Annotated in this window: 7 protein-coding genes; 2 read left to right on the top strand and 5 right to left on the bottom strand. The window is 69.4% G+C overall.

What is annotated here, in order from left to right; all coding sequences use genetic code 11:
- Positions 1–676: 676 nt before the first annotated feature.
- Positions 677–1,600: a LysR family transcriptional regulator gene (locus HCC78_RS05015; protein ID WP_172327645.1), complete on the bottom strand. Its 924-nt coding sequence runs from the start codon at positions 1,598–1,600 to the stop codon at positions 677–679.
- A 65-nt stretch (positions 1,601–1,665) separates the two neighbouring features.
- Between HCC78_RS05015 and HCC78_RS05010 the strand changes: the two genes are divergently transcribed.
- A complete protein-coding gene (locus tag HCC78_RS05010) occupies positions 1,666–4,506 on the top strand; it encodes an FAD-linked oxidase C-terminal domain-containing protein (RefSeq protein ID WP_172327644.1) in 2,841 nt (946 codons plus the stop codon).
- Positions 4,507–4,946: 440 nt separating this feature from the next.
- Here HCC78_RS05010 and HCC78_RS05005 read toward each other — a convergent pair whose 3' ends face one another.
- The 3 genes from HCC78_RS05005 to HCC78_RS04995 form a co-directional block, all read right to left on the bottom strand.
- Positions 4,947–5,975, bottom strand: a complete 1,029-nt coding sequence (locus tag HCC78_RS05005) for a hypothetical protein (protein ID WP_172327643.1) — start codon at positions 5,973–5,975, stop codon at positions 4,947–4,949.
- A gap of 167 nt (positions 5,976–6,142) precedes the next feature.
- Positions 6,143–9,265: an efflux RND transporter permease subunit gene (locus HCC78_RS05000; protein WP_172327642.1), complete on the bottom strand. Its 3,123-nt coding sequence runs from the start codon at positions 9,263–9,265 to the stop codon at positions 6,143–6,145.
- A 47-nt stretch (positions 9,266–9,312) separates the two neighbouring features.
- On the bottom strand, positions 9,313–10,473 hold the full coding sequence (locus HCC78_RS04995; RefSeq protein ID WP_172327641.1) for an efflux RND transporter periplasmic adaptor subunit: 1,161 nt from the start codon (positions 10,471–10,473) through the stop codon (positions 9,313–9,315).
- A gap of 169 nt (positions 10,474–10,642) precedes the next feature.
- Here HCC78_RS04995 and HCC78_RS34435 point away from each other — a divergent pair, with 169 nt between their 5' ends.
- Complete coding sequence (locus tag HCC78_RS34435; RefSeq protein ID WP_172327640.1) at positions 10,643–11,281, top strand: TetR/AcrR family transcriptional regulator; 639 nt, start codon at positions 10,643–10,645, stop codon at positions 11,279–11,281.
- A 65-nt stretch (positions 11,282–11,346) separates the two neighbouring features.
- Here the strand turns inward: HCC78_RS34435 and HCC78_RS04985 are convergent, their stop codons facing one another.
- A complete protein-coding gene (locus HCC78_RS04985) occupies positions 11,347–15,906 on the bottom strand; it encodes a M10 family metallopeptidase C-terminal domain-containing protein (RefSeq protein WP_172327639.1) in 4,560 nt (1,519 codons plus the stop codon).
- Positions 15,907–16,295 lie beyond the last annotated feature (389 nt).

The following is a 16,295-nucleotide window of genomic DNA, read 5'->3' as shown; positions in this document are numbered from 1 at the left end:
TGTCCCGCCGCCCCGGCAATGGCAGCGGAGCGCATGCATGCCGTGGCGGCGCCTGCGTCGGCGGCCGTTTGCCGGGGCGGAGGCGCGGGACGTGTGCCGGTGCCGGACCTGCGCGGGGCTGCCGGATGTTTCCGGCGCCTGGCACCGGGCGTTCTTGCGGTTCATCGGCCGAAGCCTCCGCGAGGTCCGGCAGCGGTTGCCCGAGATGCCGATGGTCCGGAGGCGCGCATCCGCCCGCGCCGACACTGTTCGCGTGCAAGTCGGCCGGTTGGGCAGCTGCGGCGGGATGGGCAGAAGATCGGTCCGCCGGCTCTCCCCGCGCCGGACTGGGCGCCAAGCTGCGGATGATGGCCTGCGCTGCCGTCCGGCGCGCTTTGACCGTGGCACCGGACAGAAGGGTTGCGCCGCAGGCGCGCGGAAATGGGCCAGCGGACGATGCGGGCGGCCTCGTCTCGGCCCGGGAAAGGTGGCCTCGCGGCCCGGTCGAAGCCGGAGCTCCGAACGCCTTGTCCGCCTCGGCCTTCCGAGATCGCGGGCATTGGCGCTCGCAGGCCAGCTGCCCATGCCCGCACTGGGTCCGGGCGCCCGCTCCGGGAAGCGCCGCGGGGCTTTTCCTTCGGCCGTCGCCTGTTCAAACGGGTAGGTTTTGCCCAACCTCGGGGGCGGTGCGCAGAACTCAGCCGGTGACGTTCAGGCCGCGCCGGGAGAGTTCGGCGAGGAAGGCCTCGACCGGCGGCGCGGGCAGGCGGCGCTTGGGCAGGATCAGGCAGAGCCGCCGGTCCAGCGCCAGGCCGGCCAGCGGCAGGAGGCGGATCGCGGGATCGCCGAACAGCTCGGCGGCATTCCGCGGCAGGATGGCGATGCCCGCGCCTGCGCGCACGAGACAGAGCTGGGCGATGGTAGAATGGGTCTGCAGCGGCCCGGATTTCAGCGGCCCGGGCAGGGCGGCGCATTCGGCCAGCAGCCGCGCCGTGCCGGTATCGGCGCTGAGATGGATCAGCTCGGCCGGGTCGATCCGGTCCACGGCGACAGGGGCGCCGGCAGCGGCGAAAGGGTGGTCGGCATGGCAGGTCAGCACGAAGGGATCGCCGCCGATCTCGCGCTGCTCCAGCTCGGGGGAACTGCGCGCGCGCCCGGCGATCGCGAGGTCGAGCCCGCCTTCGGCGACCATCCGCGCCAGCGTCTCGGCGATGTCGTCATGCAGCGTGACCGCGATGCCCGGATGCAGGCGGCGGAAGGCGGCCAGCGCCGGGGCAACCAGCGGCGAGATCGCCGAAGGCGCCGCGCCGATCCGCAGGCGTCCCTCCAGCCCGCGGGCGCGCGCGCGCATGTGCCGGACCGCGCCGTCGAGCGCGGCGAGCAGCGGGCGGGTCTCCTCGAGGAAGCCCAGCCCCAGCGGCGTCGGCTCCGGCGGGCGGCTGCGGCGGTCGAAGAGCGGCCCTCCGGCCAGTTCCTCCAGCTGGCGGACGGTTTCGGACAGCGCCGAAGGCACCACGCCCAGCCGGTCGGCGGCGCGGGCGAAGCTGCCCTCGGTCCAGACTGCATGGACGGCGCGCAGCTGGCGCAGGCTGAAATTCGTGTTTTCCGAATCTGTCTTCATAACTTTCCATTTCAAAGAACTTGCCCGAGCGGTCAATATGCGCCCGACCCGAAGGAGTGCCCCACGTGACCGCCCAAGACCCCGCTTTCCGCCAGAGCCTGTCCCGCCTGCCCGCCGCGCTGGAGGATGCCGGGTTCCGCGGGCAGATCGAGCGCGACAGCGCCCTGCGCGCGGCCATGTCGACGGACAACTCGGTCTACCGCATCCTGCCCGACCTGATCCTCGCGCCGATGGATGCCGCCGACGTGGTGGCGGCGATGACCGTGCTGGAGACGCCGCCCTTCGACGCGATCCCGCTGACCGCGCGCGGCGGCGGCACCGGCACCAACGGGCAGAGCCTGAACCGCGGCGTGATCCTCGACATGCGGCGCCACATGCACCGGCTGATCGCGGTCGATCCGGAGGGGCAGTGGGCGGATGTCGAGCCGGGCATCGTGCTCGACGACCTCAACGCGCAGCTCAGGCCCCATGGCGTGTTCTTCGCGCCCGAGACCTCCACCTCGACCCGCTGCGTGGTCGGCGGCATGGTCTCGACCGATGCCTCGGGCAAGGGGTCGCGCGTCTACGGCAAGACGTCGGACAACCTCATCGGCGTGGAGATTGCCCGCGGTCAGGGGCTGGTGTCCAGCCTCGCGCCCGCCCCGGATTGGGCGCGGCCGATGCTGGACGCAGCCGAGACGGCGGCACGCGCGGGCCGCGACGCCTTCATTGCCGCCACGCCACGGCTGAACCGGCGCTTCACCGGCTATGATCTGGAACGTGCCTGTCCCGAAGAGGGCGGCTTCGAGTGGTGGCGGCTCTTCCCCGGCTCCGAGGGCACGCTGGGGCCGATCACCCGGCTCCGGCTGAAGCTGCGCCCCTTGGCGAAGGAGAAGCGGCTGGTCGTTGCCGCCTTCGCAAGTTTCCGCGACTCGCTGGCGGCGGGGGTGCCGCTGCTGGCCGACGACCCGACCGCGATCGAGGTGATGGACGAGCGCGTGGCGCAGCTGGCGGGCGATGCCGGTCTGCTCGGCCGCCTGCCGGAGGCGCTGCGCCCCGCTGCGGGCACCGCCCCGGCGTACACTTTCGTGGAGTTCAACGGCGACGATCCGCAGGACCTGGCCGCGCGGCTGGCCGCCTGCCGCGACCGGCTGGCCGGCCTGCCGGGCATCCGCGCTGTCCATGTCGCCGGGGACCCCGAGGAGATCCGCGAGCTCTGGGCGATCCGTTCCGCCGGCGTCGGGCTCCTGGGCAAGGTCGAGGGCCGCGCCCGCCCGGTCGCCTTCGTCGAGGATTGCGTCGTGCCGCCCGAGGAGCTGCCCGACTTCCTCGATGGCTTCCTCGGCATCCTGCGCAGCCATGGGCTCGGCTTCGGCATCTACGGCCATGTCGATGTCGGCTGCCTGCATATCCGCCCCGCCTTGGATATCGACAGCGGGGCCGACCGGGCGCGGCTGCAGGCCGTCTCGGACGAGATTTTCGCGCTGGTGAACCGGCATGGCGGCATCTTCTGGGGCGAGCACGGCAAGGGCGTGCGCGGTGCCTATCTGGAAGGCTGGATCGGCGCCGAGGCCTATCGCGCGCTGCAGGGCGTGAAGGCCGCCTTCGATCCCGCGGGGCGGTTCAACCCGGGCAAGCTTGTGTCGAACGGCGCGCCGGTGATGGGGATCGCGACCACGCCGTTCCGCCCCTTCAACGCGCCCGAGGGCGACCCGCTGGAGAAGGCCTTCCGCTGCAACGGCAACGCGCAGTGCCTCAGCTATGCCGCCGCGACGCCGATGTGCCCGTCCTTCAAGGCGACCGGCGACCTGCGCCATTCGCCGAAGGGCCGGGCCGATGCGCTCAGGGCGTGGCACGAGGACCGGCGGACGGGCACGCAGACGGTGGACGAGGCCGAGATCCTAGGCGTGCTCGACACTTGCCTCGGCTGCAAGGCGTGCGCCTCGACCTGCCCGGTGCAAGTGGACATCCCGGCGATGCGCGCGGCCTTCCTGGAGGACTACCATTCCCGCCATGCCCGCCCGCTCGCCGACCGGCTGGCGCTGATGGGCGAGCGGTTCAGCCCGTGGATGATCCGCGCCGCTCCGCTGCTGCGGCCGGTCTGGCCGCTGGTTTCGGGGCTGGCGGGCAAGGCCATGGGGATGACCGACCTGCCCGCCGAACTGGCCGGGCCGCTGCCTGCCGAGGCGCGGATCAGCGTGGCGGAGCTGGGACAGGGGGCCCTGTCCGAGGGCACGGTTCTGGTCTGGATGGACTGGTTCTCGGCGCTCTATGACGGCGCGGCGCAGGAGGACGTGCGGCGCGGTCTGGCGGCGCTCGGCTACCGGCCGCGCTTCGTCGACATGCTGCCTGCGGGCAAGCTGGCGGGCGATCTGGGCGACCGGGCGGGCTTCGCGAAGATGGCGGACCGGCTGCAGGCGGCGCTGGAGGCGGGGGCGGAGACCGGCGCGCCGATGATCGGGCTGGACCCTGCCTTCGTCATGGCGCTGCGGCAGGATTACGCCAAGGCCGGGCGCAAGCTGCCGGAGGTGATGCTGCCGCAGGAATTCCTGGCGGCCGAAGCGGCGGGCGGAAGGGCGTTCCCGCAGGCCGCGGGGGGCAGCGCCACGGTTTTCGCCCATTGCACCGAGGCAACCGGGGCTCCTGCGGCGCGGAAGGACTGGGCTGCGGTCCTTGCGGCCGTGGGTATCGCTGCGGAAACCCCGGCGACGGGCTGCTGCGGCATGGCCGGGATGTTCGGCCACAAGGCGCGCCACCGCGAGGTGTCGGAGCGGCTGTTCGACATGTCCTGGGCCGCGCCGCTGGCCGGGGCGGAGGATGCGGCGGCGACCGGGTTTTCCTGCCGCTGCCAGGCCGTCCGGCAGGCCGGGCGCGTGCTTCGCCATCCGCTTGGCCTGATCGCCGACCGGCTGGAGGCGGCCCGCTAGCCGGCCGGGACACGACCCGCGGGCGCGGACCGGCAGTTGCGGTCCGCGAGGGACCGCAGGGAAGGGCGCCGGAAAGCGGGAACCCGGCTGCCTGGCGTTTCCGCGGCGGCGCCCGAGATCGGGAGCGGCCCGCGGCTCATGTCAGAGGCGGCCGGGCTTGCACAGCCGCGCTGGCATTCCCGATGCCGGTCCCGGCCGGCATGGCGCCGGACCGGTTGCATGGTCCCCAGCTGGTTGGGCGGGGAGGCGGGCGGTTCCGCAAGCGCAGGGTCGGATCCCGGCTGCCGTGGCCGTCAGCCGACCGGTCACGCGCCGACAGCCGGAGGCGTGCAGGTCGCCATTGTCTGCCCGGAAATGCATGTCTTCCGCCGGCGCCTGACCTGTCCGGCGCCGCGCGCCGCGCAGAGGCAGTCTGCCCGCCCGGTCCGCAGGCGGGACCGCTAGCCTCCGGACAGGCGCTTCTCCAGCGCCTCCAGCCGCGTTTCCAGTTCGCCGATCCGCTTCTCCGACCGGCGCAGCTGCAGCGCCTGGCGGGCCGTGATGTCGAGCAGGCTGCCGATCAGCTCGTCGGCTACCAGCCCGGCATCGTAGGCCGGGGTCGGGGCAATCGGTTCCGAGATCAGGTCAATCCCGGTCTTGGCCTCGATCTCGCGCAGCATCGGCGCATGCGCGTCGATCACCGGGCGCAGCTGGCTGTTGTCGAAGAGGTGGCGGAACTTGCCCGAGACCGATCCGGTCAGGCCGCCGCGGGGCTGCGGCAGGTACACGCGCTCGGCCAGGTCCGGCAGGCAGGGCGGCTGCATCTGGTTGTTGATCGCCGCGCGCAGGATCTGGTCGGAGATCGGCAGCCTTGCCTGGCGCTGGAACCCGTCCGACCCCAGCGGCACGCCGATCACCGTGCTGAAATCCTCCAGGATGTCGATGCCCTGGTGGAAGAGGCGGAGGACCATCCGGTCGCCGAACATGTCATGCCACTGGGGGATCGGCTCGTACTGCACCATCAGCCGCGTGCCGGCCTCCCCGAGCGTCTCGATCGGCCCGGCATTGGTCTTGTGCAGGAGCGCCCATTGCGCGCAGGCCGAAGGCAGCCAGCTGCCCGCGGGGCGGGCATAGGCGACGATCCTGAGATCGACCAGCTCCGCCAGCGCGGCGAAGAACGGGCGGAACGTGCCGAGCAGCGGCAGATAGGCCTCGTTGGAGAAGATGAAGCGCTGCGGCCCGCCGTCCCGCCCGGCCTCCTCCATCATCCGCGCGAGCCGTTCGGCTTGCGGCGCGAAATTCTCCTGCGGCTGGTCGCGGAACTTGAGGAAGCCCGCGAAGCCGCCGAAAGCAGGGTCGAGATGTTCCATCCACATGCCCATGTAGCGCGTCCGGGCGGCCTCCAATGCCGCGGAATTGCCGAGCAGGGCTGCCTGGATCGAAGAGGTCCCGGTCTTGCCCATGCCGATATGGAAAATCGCTTCTGCCATCTTGTCCCCTGCGCGGGCGGATCTGCCGCCCCGTTCTGCGGGCATAGGGCCACAAGCCGCCGCCGACCGAAAGCGCCCGGATCGTCGCGTCGTCGGCTCTGCGGCAACGGAAAAGGGCAGGACCCGGAGGTCCTGCCCTTGCGCCTTGCAGCCGGTCCGCCGGCGGATCAGGCCTGTCCGGCCGGGGCCGCGGCGGCGGGATTCCGGCGACGGGTCAGACGCGCCACGACCACGAAGAAGACCGGCACGAAGAGCACGCCCAGCACGGTCGCCGAGATCGTGCCGCCGAGCACGCCCGAGCCGATTGCCGTCCGCCCGCCGGAGCCCGCGCCGGTCGACAGGACCAGCGGAAGCACGCCGAGCGAGAAGGCCATCGAGGTCATGATGATCGGGCGGAAGCGCTGCTTCGAGGCCTCGCGCACCGCCTCCAGCAGCGGCTCGCCGGCCGTGTAGCGGTCGCGGGCGAATTCCACGATCATGATCGCGTTCTTGCCGGTCAGGCCGATCACGGTCAGCAGGCCCACCTGGAAGAACACGCCGTTCTCGAACCCGCCGACCCAGGCCCCGGCCAGCGCGCCCAGCACGCCGATCGGCATGGCCAGCATCACCGCGAAGGGGATCGACCAGCTTTCGTAGAGCGCGGCGAGCGACAGGAACACCGCAGCCAGCGACAGAGCGTAGAGCATCGGCGCCTGGTTGCCGGATTCGACTTCCTCCAGCGACAGGCCGGTCCAGGCCAGGTTGTAGCCCTCGGGCAGCTGCGAGACGAGCCGCTCCATCTCCGCCATCGCTTCGCCGGTGGTCACGCCCGGCGCGGGCGAGCCCTGGATCTGCATCGAGGGCACGCCGTTGTAGCGCACGACGCCCTGCGGGCCGTAGGTCCAGATGCCTTCGGAAAAGTTCGAGAACGGCACCAGCCCGCCGGAGTCGTTGCGCACGCGCCATTGCTCGATGTCCGACGGCGTTGCGCGGGATCCGGCCTCGCCCTGGACATAGACCTTCTTGATCCGGCCGTTGTCGATGAAGTCGTTCACGTAGCTGCCCGCCCATGCGACGTTCAGCAGGTTGCCGACGTCGGAGGCCGAAACCCCCATCGCGCCGGCCTTGCGCCAGTCGATGTCGAGCTTGTACTGCGCTGCATCCTCCAGCCCCGAGGGCCGGGCGGAGCCGATCAGCGGGCTCTGCGCAGCCATGCCGAGAAGCTGGTTGCGGGCTTCCAGCAGCTGCTCGTGCGTCTGGCCGCCGCGCGCCTGCAGGTAGAAGTCGAAGCCCGAGACGTTGCCGAGCTCGATCACCGAGGGCGGCACGATCGGGAAGACCATGGCGTCCTGGATGCCCATGAAGGCCGGGAAGGCGCGGCCCGCGATGGCCTGGGCGCTCTGGTCGGGACGGGTGCGTTCCTCCCAGTCCTTCAGCCGCACGAAGGCGAGGCCCATGTTCTGGCCCTGGCCTGCGAAGGAGAAGCCGGTGACGCCGAACATTGCCTGGACGTTCTCGGATTCCTGGTCGAGGAAGTAGTTCTCGACCTGGCGCACGACCGCTTCGGTGCGCTCGGCGGTGGCGCCCGACGGCGCCTGGATCAGGGTGAAGAGGATGCCCTGGTCCTCGTCGGGCAGGAAGCCGGTCGGCGTGCGCTGGAACAGCGTCACCACGCCCGCGCCGATCAGCAGGTAGAGGAGGCCGACGCGCAGCGGACGCTTGACCAGGTAGCCGACGAAGCCGCCATAGCCGTTGTTCACCTTGTCGAAGCCGCGGTTGAAGAGGCCGAAGAAGCCTTTCTTCTTGTGCGGCGTGTTCTTCAGGATCGTCGCGCAGAGCGCGGGCGTCAGGGTCAGCGCGACCAGCACCGACAGCGCCATGGCCGAGACGATGGTGACCGAGAACTGCTGGTAGATCACGCCGGTGGAGCCGCCGAAGAAGGCCATCGGCACGAACACGGCCGACAGCACCATGGCGATGCCGATCAGCGCGCCGGTGATCTGGTCCATCGACTTGCGCGTGGCCTCGACCGGGCCGAGGCCCTCCTCGTGCATGATCCGCTCGACGTTCTCCACCACCACGATGGCGTCGTCGACCAGCAGGCCGATCGCCAGAACCATGGCAAGCATGGTCAGCGTGTTGATCGAGAAGCCGAGCGCGGCCATGATCCCGAAGGTGCCGAGCAGAACGACCGGAACTGCGAGGGTGGGGATGATCGTCGCCCGCAGGTTCTGCAGGAACAGCAGCATCACGAAGAACACCAGCACGATGGCCTCGATCAGCGTCTTGACCACCTCGTGGATCGAGATCTCGACGAAGGGCGTGGTGTCGAAGGGGATGACGTATTCCATGCCCTCCGGGAAGAACCGGGCGAATTCCGCCACGCGTTCCTTCACCCGCGTCGCGGTGTCGAGCGCGTTGGCGCCGGGCGCCAGGCTGATCGCCATGCCCGAGGACGGACCGCGGTTGTAATGGGCGATGGTGGAGTAGTTCTCGGCGCCGATTTCCACCTTCGCGACGTCATCGAGCAGCACGAGCCCGCCGTCGGTTTCGGCGCGCAGCACGATCTGGCGGAAATCCTCGGGCGTCGACAACAGCGACTGCGCCGTGATCGTGGCGTTCAGCATCTGCCCGTCGGGGGCCGGCCGGGTGCCGAAGGCGCCCGCCGAAATCTGCGCGTTTTCTTCCGAAACAGCCGCAACCACGTCCGAGGGGGTCAGCTCGTAGGCGGCGAGCTTGGCCGGGTCGAGCCATATGCGCATCGCATATTGCCCGCCGAAGACCTGCACGTTGCCCACGCCCTCGACCCGGCTGAGATCGTCGACGAGGTTCGACACCAGGTAGTCCGAAAGGTCGGCCTGCTGGAACGTGCCGTCGGGGGAGACGAGGCCCACGACCATCAGGAAGCCCGCCGAGCTTTTCTGCACGGTCACGCCCTGGCGCTGCACCGCCTCGGGCAGGAGCGAGCTGGCCTGGCTGAGCTTGTTCTGGACCTGGACCTGGGCGATGTCCGGATCGGTGCCGGTCTCGAAGGTCAGGGTGATCTGCGCCGAGCCCGCCGAGGTAGAGCTCGAGGACATGTAGCGCATCCCGTCGAGCCCGGTCATCTGCTGTTCGATGACCTGGGTGACGGTATTGGCGACGGTCTCGGCCGAGGCGCCGGGATAGGTGGCGCGGATCTGCACCGAGGGCGGCGCGATCTGCGGGTATTGCGAGACCGGGAGGGAGAAGATCGACAGGAGGCCGATGCCCATGATGATGATCGAGATCACCCAGGCAAAGATCGGTCGGTCGATGAAGAAGCGGGCCATGGAGGTACTCCGGGAAACTGGGGATCAGAACGGGCCGTGGGGACGGCTCATTCCGATGCGGCACCGGAGGCGTCGGCCGGGGCCTCGCGCTCCTGGGGGGCGACGGTGGCGCCGGGGGCGGTCTTCTGCAGGCCGGCAACGATCACCTTGTCGCCCGGGTTCAGCCCGCTGTCGACGATCCAGCTGTTGCCGCGGTCCTGGATGATGTCCAGCTGGCGCGTCTCGACCACGTTCTCGGAATTGACCACCATCGCCATCGGGTTGCCGCGGCGGTCGCGGGTCACGCCTTCCTGCGGCACGAGATAGACGTCGTTGACGGTCGCGGTCGGCATCTCCACCTGGACATACATGCCCGGCAGCAGCAGCTTGGCGGGATTGTCGAAGGTCAGGCGCAGCACGACAACGCCGGTCTGCTCGTCGACATGCGGTTCGGCGGCGGTCAGCGTGCCGGTCTGCTCGTAGACCGTGCCGTCGGCGAGGCGCAGCTGCACCGTCTGGTCCTCGACCCCCGGCTGCGTGGCATCGCCGCGGCGGCGCCAGCGCAGCACGTCGGCAGCCGATTGGGTCACGTCGACATAGACCGTGTCGATGTTGCGGATCACCGCCAGCGCGGTGGTCTGGCCGGTGGTCACCAGCGCGCCCTCGGACACGTCCGACCGGCCGATCTCGCCGGAAAGGCGGGCATGGATCGAGGTACGGTCCAGCTCGATCTGCGCGGAGGCCAGCTGCGCCTGCGACACAAGAAGCTGCGCCTCGGCCTGCTCGCGCTCGGTGCGGGCGTCATCCACGGCCTGCTGCGTGCCGACGCGGCGGTCGAGCAGTTCGGACACCCGCTTCTCGTCGCGCTGCGTGGCGGCCAGCGACGCTTCCGCCGCCGCGACCGAGGCCTTGGCCTGCTTCACCGCCGCCTCGTAGGTCGCCGGGTCGATCGAATAGAGCAGGTCGCCCTGCTCGACATGGCTGCCTTCCTTGAAATGGCGCTCGGTGATGATTCCCGCCACCTGCGGGCGCACCTCGGCGATGCCGGAGGCGACGACGCGGCCGGGCAGGGTGGAGGTCAGCGTGATCTGCTGCGGGTCCAGCGTGACGACGGTGACCGGGCTCGGCGGGCGCTGTCCGCCGCCCTGCTGCGCCGCGGCGGGCAGGGCCAGCGCGCAGAAAGCGAGCGCAAGGGCCGGGAGGGGACGGGAAATTCGGGTGGAACACATGTCTGGCACTCCGCGTGCGGGAACCTTGCGCGGCCCCTGGTCTTGAATTACGAAACTCAGGGGTTTCATAAATGCGGAATCCCCCGCTTGGCAAGCCCGGCGCGGCAGAGGAAGCGACCGGGTTTCGGATCACGATGACGTGATCAGAGTGGCTGAAGGAGGAATTGCTGTGGTTACCGAGGTTTGCGGCAAGATGCGCCGCCGCGGCAGGCCGGCCGCCCTGGGGCAGGCGGCGCGGCGCGCTCTGGTGCTCGACGCGCTCGACCTGGTCTACGAGGAAGGCGGCGCGGGCAGCCTGACCATGGCGGAAGTCGCGCGGCGCGCCGGCATGTCGAAGCGCACGCTCTACGAGATCTTCGAGGACCGCGGCGCGCTGTTCACCGCCTATTTCGACAAGGTCGGCTGCCAGTTCATCCGCGACCTGCCCGCGGAGGCGGAGGGCCTGCCGCTGGCCGAGCGGCTGACGCTGATCCTCGAGCCGCGCGAGGAATGCCCGACGGCGCTGCCGCTGGAAATCTTCCGCTGCATCATCGCCGAGGCGCCGGCCCGGCCCGAGATGGCCCGCGAATTCATGCGCAAGCTGCGCCAGCGGGCGATGGGAATCGTCCGGGCGGAGCTGGACCGCGCGATTCTGCGCGGCGAGATCCGCCCGGCGGATACCGCGCTGGTCTCGTCGATCCTGCTCGACATGATCCATCAGAACCTTGTGGTTCAGCTGATGGACCCGGGAACGCAGCAATGCCTGGACGAGCGCTGCCGACGGTTCCGCACGGCGCTCGATATCGCGCTGGACGGGCTGCGCGGCTGAGAGGCGCCCGCAGGCGGGAAAGCGCAACATCGCTGCGCCGCGCTCCCTCCCCCGCTCGGGTCCCGTCAGACCAGCACGGTCAGGTGATCGCCGTCCCAGCTCAGCTGGTCCGCCGCGATCTCGGTGTGCCAGAGCACGACTTCGCTCTTCCAGCCGCCATCGGCATCGGCGAAGCGCAGGATCGAATTGCCGTCCGCCACGCGCAGCCCGAGGAAATCGGCCGCGCTGCCGTCCACCTCGATGGAATCGCCCGCCCCGAGATGGTTCAGGTGCTGGCGGCCGAAGCCCGCTTCGCCTGCCGCGAAGTCGAAGACATCCGCATCCGCCGTGCCCGATTGCAGCGGCTTTGCGGCCGCCGATGCGGTGTTCGCGGCCTGGGTCCCGGTGATGACGCAGGTCGTGCCGTCCCATGAGATCTCGGATGGGTCCAGCGAATAGCCCTTGATGGTGATCTCGCTATTCCGTGCGGTGCCGAATTTCAGGATCGTGTCGCGGCCGTAGAGAATGATCTCCAGCGGGGTCGCGTCGCCCTCCGCGGTCGCAACCTCGATCCGGTCGCCCAGGTCGAAGCCGCGGATTTCGTCCCGTCCGAAGCCCATCTCCAGCTCGGTCACGCCCGACCCGTCGGCCGCGCCCAGCAGGTTCGATGGGGTCGGATCGGCGCTGCCCGCGCCGCCGGCGGGCTCGTCGGAGGGCGTGTAGCCCAGAACGGCCTCGATCGAGCAGGCGGCGGAATTGACGAAATCCAGGGCCGCCGTGCCGAGCGCCCCGGTCAGCTTGAAGACGTCGGTGGAGCGCGTCCCGTCGACATAGACCAGCAGCACGCCCGGCTCGTCCGACGGGATCTCCAGCCGCAGGCCGTAATCGTTCCAGGTGCCGTCCAGTCCGCCCTCGGAGGCAACGGCCAGAAGGCCCTTCATCTCGAGGCTCAGGTTGCCCGAATCGTCCCAGATGTCGATCTCGGTGTTCTCGCGGTTGCTTTCCACCGGCGCCAGCAGCGCGGCCACGGCGTGGATGCCCCAGCCGTCCTCGATGTTCTGCTGCAGGCTCTGGCTTGCGAAGCCGCCCTCCGACGTGTCGCGGATGTCGGTCAGCCGGCCGCGGACATTGATCGTGTCCACGGTCTCGTCGAAGACATAGGTCCGCGCGGCATCGGTCAGCGCGAAGGCGAACTTGTCGCGCGTGATCACGTGGCGGAAGCGGAACGGGTCGTAGAGCGTCGAGGGGATGAAGCCCTGGAACTTCTCGGCCAGCGCGTCGTATTCCGCCTGCAGGTCCGCCAGAACGGAAGCGGTGTCGCCCGCCAGGTAGTCGGCCGCTTCCTGCGCCACCGTTCCTTCGAGCCGGATCACGTCGGTCTGGTTCACGCCGTCGACCAGGATCTCCATCCAGCCCGCCGCGGGATCGCTGTCGCCGATGCGCAGGCCGATATCGGTCTCCGAGCCGATCTCGCCGCCGCGGGAGGCGATCGACAGCAGCGCCTTCATCTCGTCGCTCAGGCTGCCGTCTGCCTCGTGGATGCGGATCGCCTGCGTCTTGTCGCGGGCGCCGTTCTCCAGGTCGGCCATGGCGGCGACATGGATGCCGTAGCCCTCGGCGATATTCTCGGCCAGCGACTTGGAGGCGAAGCCCTCGGCATCGTTGGTGTTGGTCAGCCGGCCTGTCAGGCGGATCTTGTTGACGCTGTCATCGACCACCACGGTGGTTGCCTGGTTCGACAGGCTCAGCGTCTGCTGCGGCCGCAGCGCATCGTAGTAGCGCAGCGTCGGGTCGTAGCCGGACCCCAGGTCGTAGTTCTTGTATTTCAGCGCGGCGCCCGAAAGGATCGTGGCGCCCGGCGTCACGGCTTCGGGGAAGAGCGCGTCGAGATCGTTCGCGGCCGAGCCCAGATAGGCCAGAGCGGCGGCGGCGAGGTCCCCGGTCAGGGTCACCCGGTCGGTGGCCAGGGTGCCGTCGATATAGACCTCGAGCGCCGCGTCGCCGGCGGACCAGTCGCCCAGCCGCAGGTTCAGGTCGGTGCCGCTGTCCACCGCGCCGCCGGCATCCGCGATCGTCAGCAGCGCCTTGAACTCGGCGGTCAGGTTGCCGGCCGTGTCGTAGATCATCAGCTCGCGCGCGCTGGCGGTGGTGTCGCCCGGCACGGTCATCGCCGCCACATGCAGCCCGTAGCCCGCCTCGATCGCCGCGCGGGCGCCGAGATTGACGAAGGCGGTTTCGGAGGTCGTGTCGGTGGCGTCGTAGAGCGTGCCGCCGATGCGGAACCACTTGACGGTCTCGTCGATCTCGTAGGAGCGCCCGGCATCCAGCACGCTCATCGAGAAGTAGTCGCGCGCCACGTCGACGGTGTTGCGGAACGCGTCCGACAGGGTCGCGGCGTGGAAGTTCTGGATCAGCCCGCCGATCCGGTCGATCTCGGCCTGGTAGTCGGCGAAGGTGGTGTCGGCGGCGGTGTTGGCGATGGCGACATGGTCGAAGGCGAGCTTGGCGATGTCGCCCTCGAAGCGCAGGATGTCGGTCTGGCCGCGGCCGTCGACAAGAAGTTCGAGCATGCCGTCGCCGGTCATGTCGTAGCTGCCGAGGCGCAGGCCGTAGTCCGCCGCACTGCCTGCCGCGCCGCCGCCCGCCGCGATGGATAGCAGCACCTTCATCTCCAAGGACAGGGCGCCCTGACCGTCGAGCAGCGCCAGCGTCAGGCCCTTGTCGGACTCGGCAGAGGCCAGGTCGGCATAGGCCGCCAGGTGGATGCCGAGCTTGTCCTTGATGTTCTCGCCCAGGGTCTGGGCGTGGAAGCTGCCCTCGGACAGGTCCGTCAGCGAGGTCAGGGTGCCCGAGATCTTCAGCTCGGAGATGCGGTCGTCGATCAGGATGGTCGACGCGGTGGAGCCGACATTGACCGCCTGCTGGGTCTGGCCGTCGGCAATGCCGTAGATCCGGTCCAGCGGATCGTAGCCGGTGCCGAGATTGAAATTAAGGTAGGCGTCCGCGGGATTGCCGAAGAAGTTGCCGCTCTGGGGCAGCGCGGCCGAGCCGCCGCCGCCGGTGATGCCGGGCAGGTCGAAGCGGTAGACGTCATTGCCGCCGTTGCCGATCAGGATGTCGTTTCCGGCCCCGCCGGTCAGCGTGTCGTCGCCGATGGTGCCCGAAAGCGTGTCGTCCTGTTCGGTGCCGGTGATCTCGATGCCCGAGACGGAGTCGGGGGCGGGCGCCGGATCGGTGCCGGGATCGGCCGGTTCTTCCGGAGCGGGAGCTGGCGCGGGCGCGGCCGTGCCGGCATAGATGACGCGGTCGGCGGCGAAGCTCAGCGCATCGGCGTTCCAGCTGGTATCCACGAGGCAGACGGAGGCCGCCTGGCCGCTGGTGGTCAGGAAATCGAGGAACAGGTCGGCGCCGACCTGGCGGTGGCCGGCATAGCAGGAGGCCGGGTCGTAGGTGCCGGTGAAGGCCTCGACGAGGTCGCCGAGGGCGAAGCCCAGCACCCGGTCGTTGCCGGTCGCGCCCGAAGTCAGGTCGAGCCAGATGGAATCGTCGCCCGCGCCGCCGTCGATCGTGTCGTCGCCCGCGCCGCCGATCAGCGTGTCGTTGCCCGCGCCGCCGTCGATCAGGTCGTTGCCCGCGCCCGCGCGGATCGTGTTGTCCAGCGCGTTGCCGGTGACGGTGTCGCTGCCGCTGCCGGTGGTGACGTTCTCGATGTCGGAGAAGGTGTCGATGATCAGGTTGCCGGTGCGCCCGCCGATGTCGGAGACGCCGCCGCGCAGGATGTTGATGCGGCTGCCCGCGGCGAGATCGCTGAAATCCAGCGTGTCCTCGCCGTCCGTGTCGTAGATCGTCGCCGCCCAGCCCGAGGCCAGCTTGGCCGAGAGCTGCGACAGCGTGCCGGTGACGTTGGTATTCGCGCCGTAGACGGAGTTCCCGGAATTGACCGTGACATTGGCGCCGTAGATGTTGCGGATCGCGATGATGTCCGCGGCCATCAGCGTCGAGGTGTAGGACACGTCCGCATCGACATCCGGGTTCTGGTTCTGGTCGAAATACGACATGACCGTCGCCTGCCAGCTGTCATTGGCGAAGACGCGGTCGGAAAGCTGCGCGGAGCCGTTGTAGCGCCCGGCATGGCCCAGGCCCAGCGAATGGCCGATCTCGTGCAGGAAGGTCTGGTAGGTATAGGCGTCGCCGCAGATGTCGTCCCAGTCGGCGCCGATATTGATGCTCATCTGGCTGACGATGCCGTTGCCGTCCCAGCTGCCCGAGGCATAGGCGCTGCCGGCGACCGCGTCATCCATGATGATCTGCGCGGCGCTGCTGGTCGTGGTCTCGACGAACTTGATGCCCGAGACCTCGCTCCAGGCCTTCAGCGCGTCGCGGGCGAAGGTCTTGTACTTGGAACTCAGCCCGGAGATCTTCACCATCAGCGTTCCGCCGGCCGCCACGTCGAAATGGTGGTCGGAGGTGCCGTTGTACTGCCAGTAGCCGCTTTCGAGGTAATCCGCGATCTGCTCGGGCGTGTAGCTCGGAAGCGAAGCCGAAATGGTGGCGCTGCCGCCGGTCCCCGCGTAATCGGCCGCTGCGAGACCCTCGTAGCTGCAATCATCGGATACGACGCGGACCGAGCTGCAGATATCGCACATGACAGGAAACTCCACTCGTTGGCCCGGACCGCCCGGATTTTCAGGCCGGTCCGGAAACCTGGTTCCGGTGGCTTGCGGGCAAGGTAGAAAAGCGCCCGCATTTAACCAACGGGATGGTATTTCCAATTTTCAAAGTTCCGCAGCGAAAGGATTTTCCCCGTTTTCCGGGGGGCGGTCCGTTCGGGCATTTTTACCCTGCCGAAATGCTGCCCCATTTTCGCCGGAATTCCCGATTCCCGCATCCCGGAAAGGCCATGGAACAGCCTTCTTTCCCGCAGATCGCGGCAGGATCTGGCCCGTTTCATGCCGGCGGCGCGGCCGCGGACCGTTTTTCCGTGCGGGTCGCTTTGAAAACCGGACCGCCGCGGAAATGCAGACGACCGATGCGG

This window comes from Mangrovicoccus sp. HB161399 (genome assembly GCF_013184745.1).
Lineage (GTDB): Bacteria > Pseudomonadota > Alphaproteobacteria > Rhodobacterales > Rhodobacteraceae > Mangrovicoccus.
Note: the sequence above shows the minus strand (reverse complement) of the source record. Positions and strands in the feature narration are given on the sequence as shown.

Bases quoted from the DNA above. Each gene is read 5' to 3' on its own strand.
- HCC78_RS05005 (WP_172327643.1), bottom strand. From the start codon at position 5,975: ATGGCAGAAGCGATTTTCCATATCGGCATGGGCAAGACCGGGACCTCT.
- HCC78_RS04995 (WP_172327641.1), bottom strand. From the start codon at position 10,473: ATGTGTTCCACCCGAATTTCCCGTCCCCTCCCGGCCCTTGCGCTCGCT.
- HCC78_RS05015 (WP_172327645.1), bottom strand. From the start codon at position 1,600: ATGAAGACAGATTCGGAAAACACGAATTTCAGCCTGCGCCAGCTGCGC.
- HCC78_RS05000 (WP_172327642.1), bottom strand. From the start codon at position 9,265: ATGGCCCGCTTCTTCATCGACCGACCGATCTTTGCCTGGGTGATCTCG.
- HCC78_RS04985 (WP_172327639.1), bottom strand. From the start codon at position 15,906: ATGTGCGATATCTGCAGCTCGGTCCGCGTCGTATCCGATGATTGCAGC.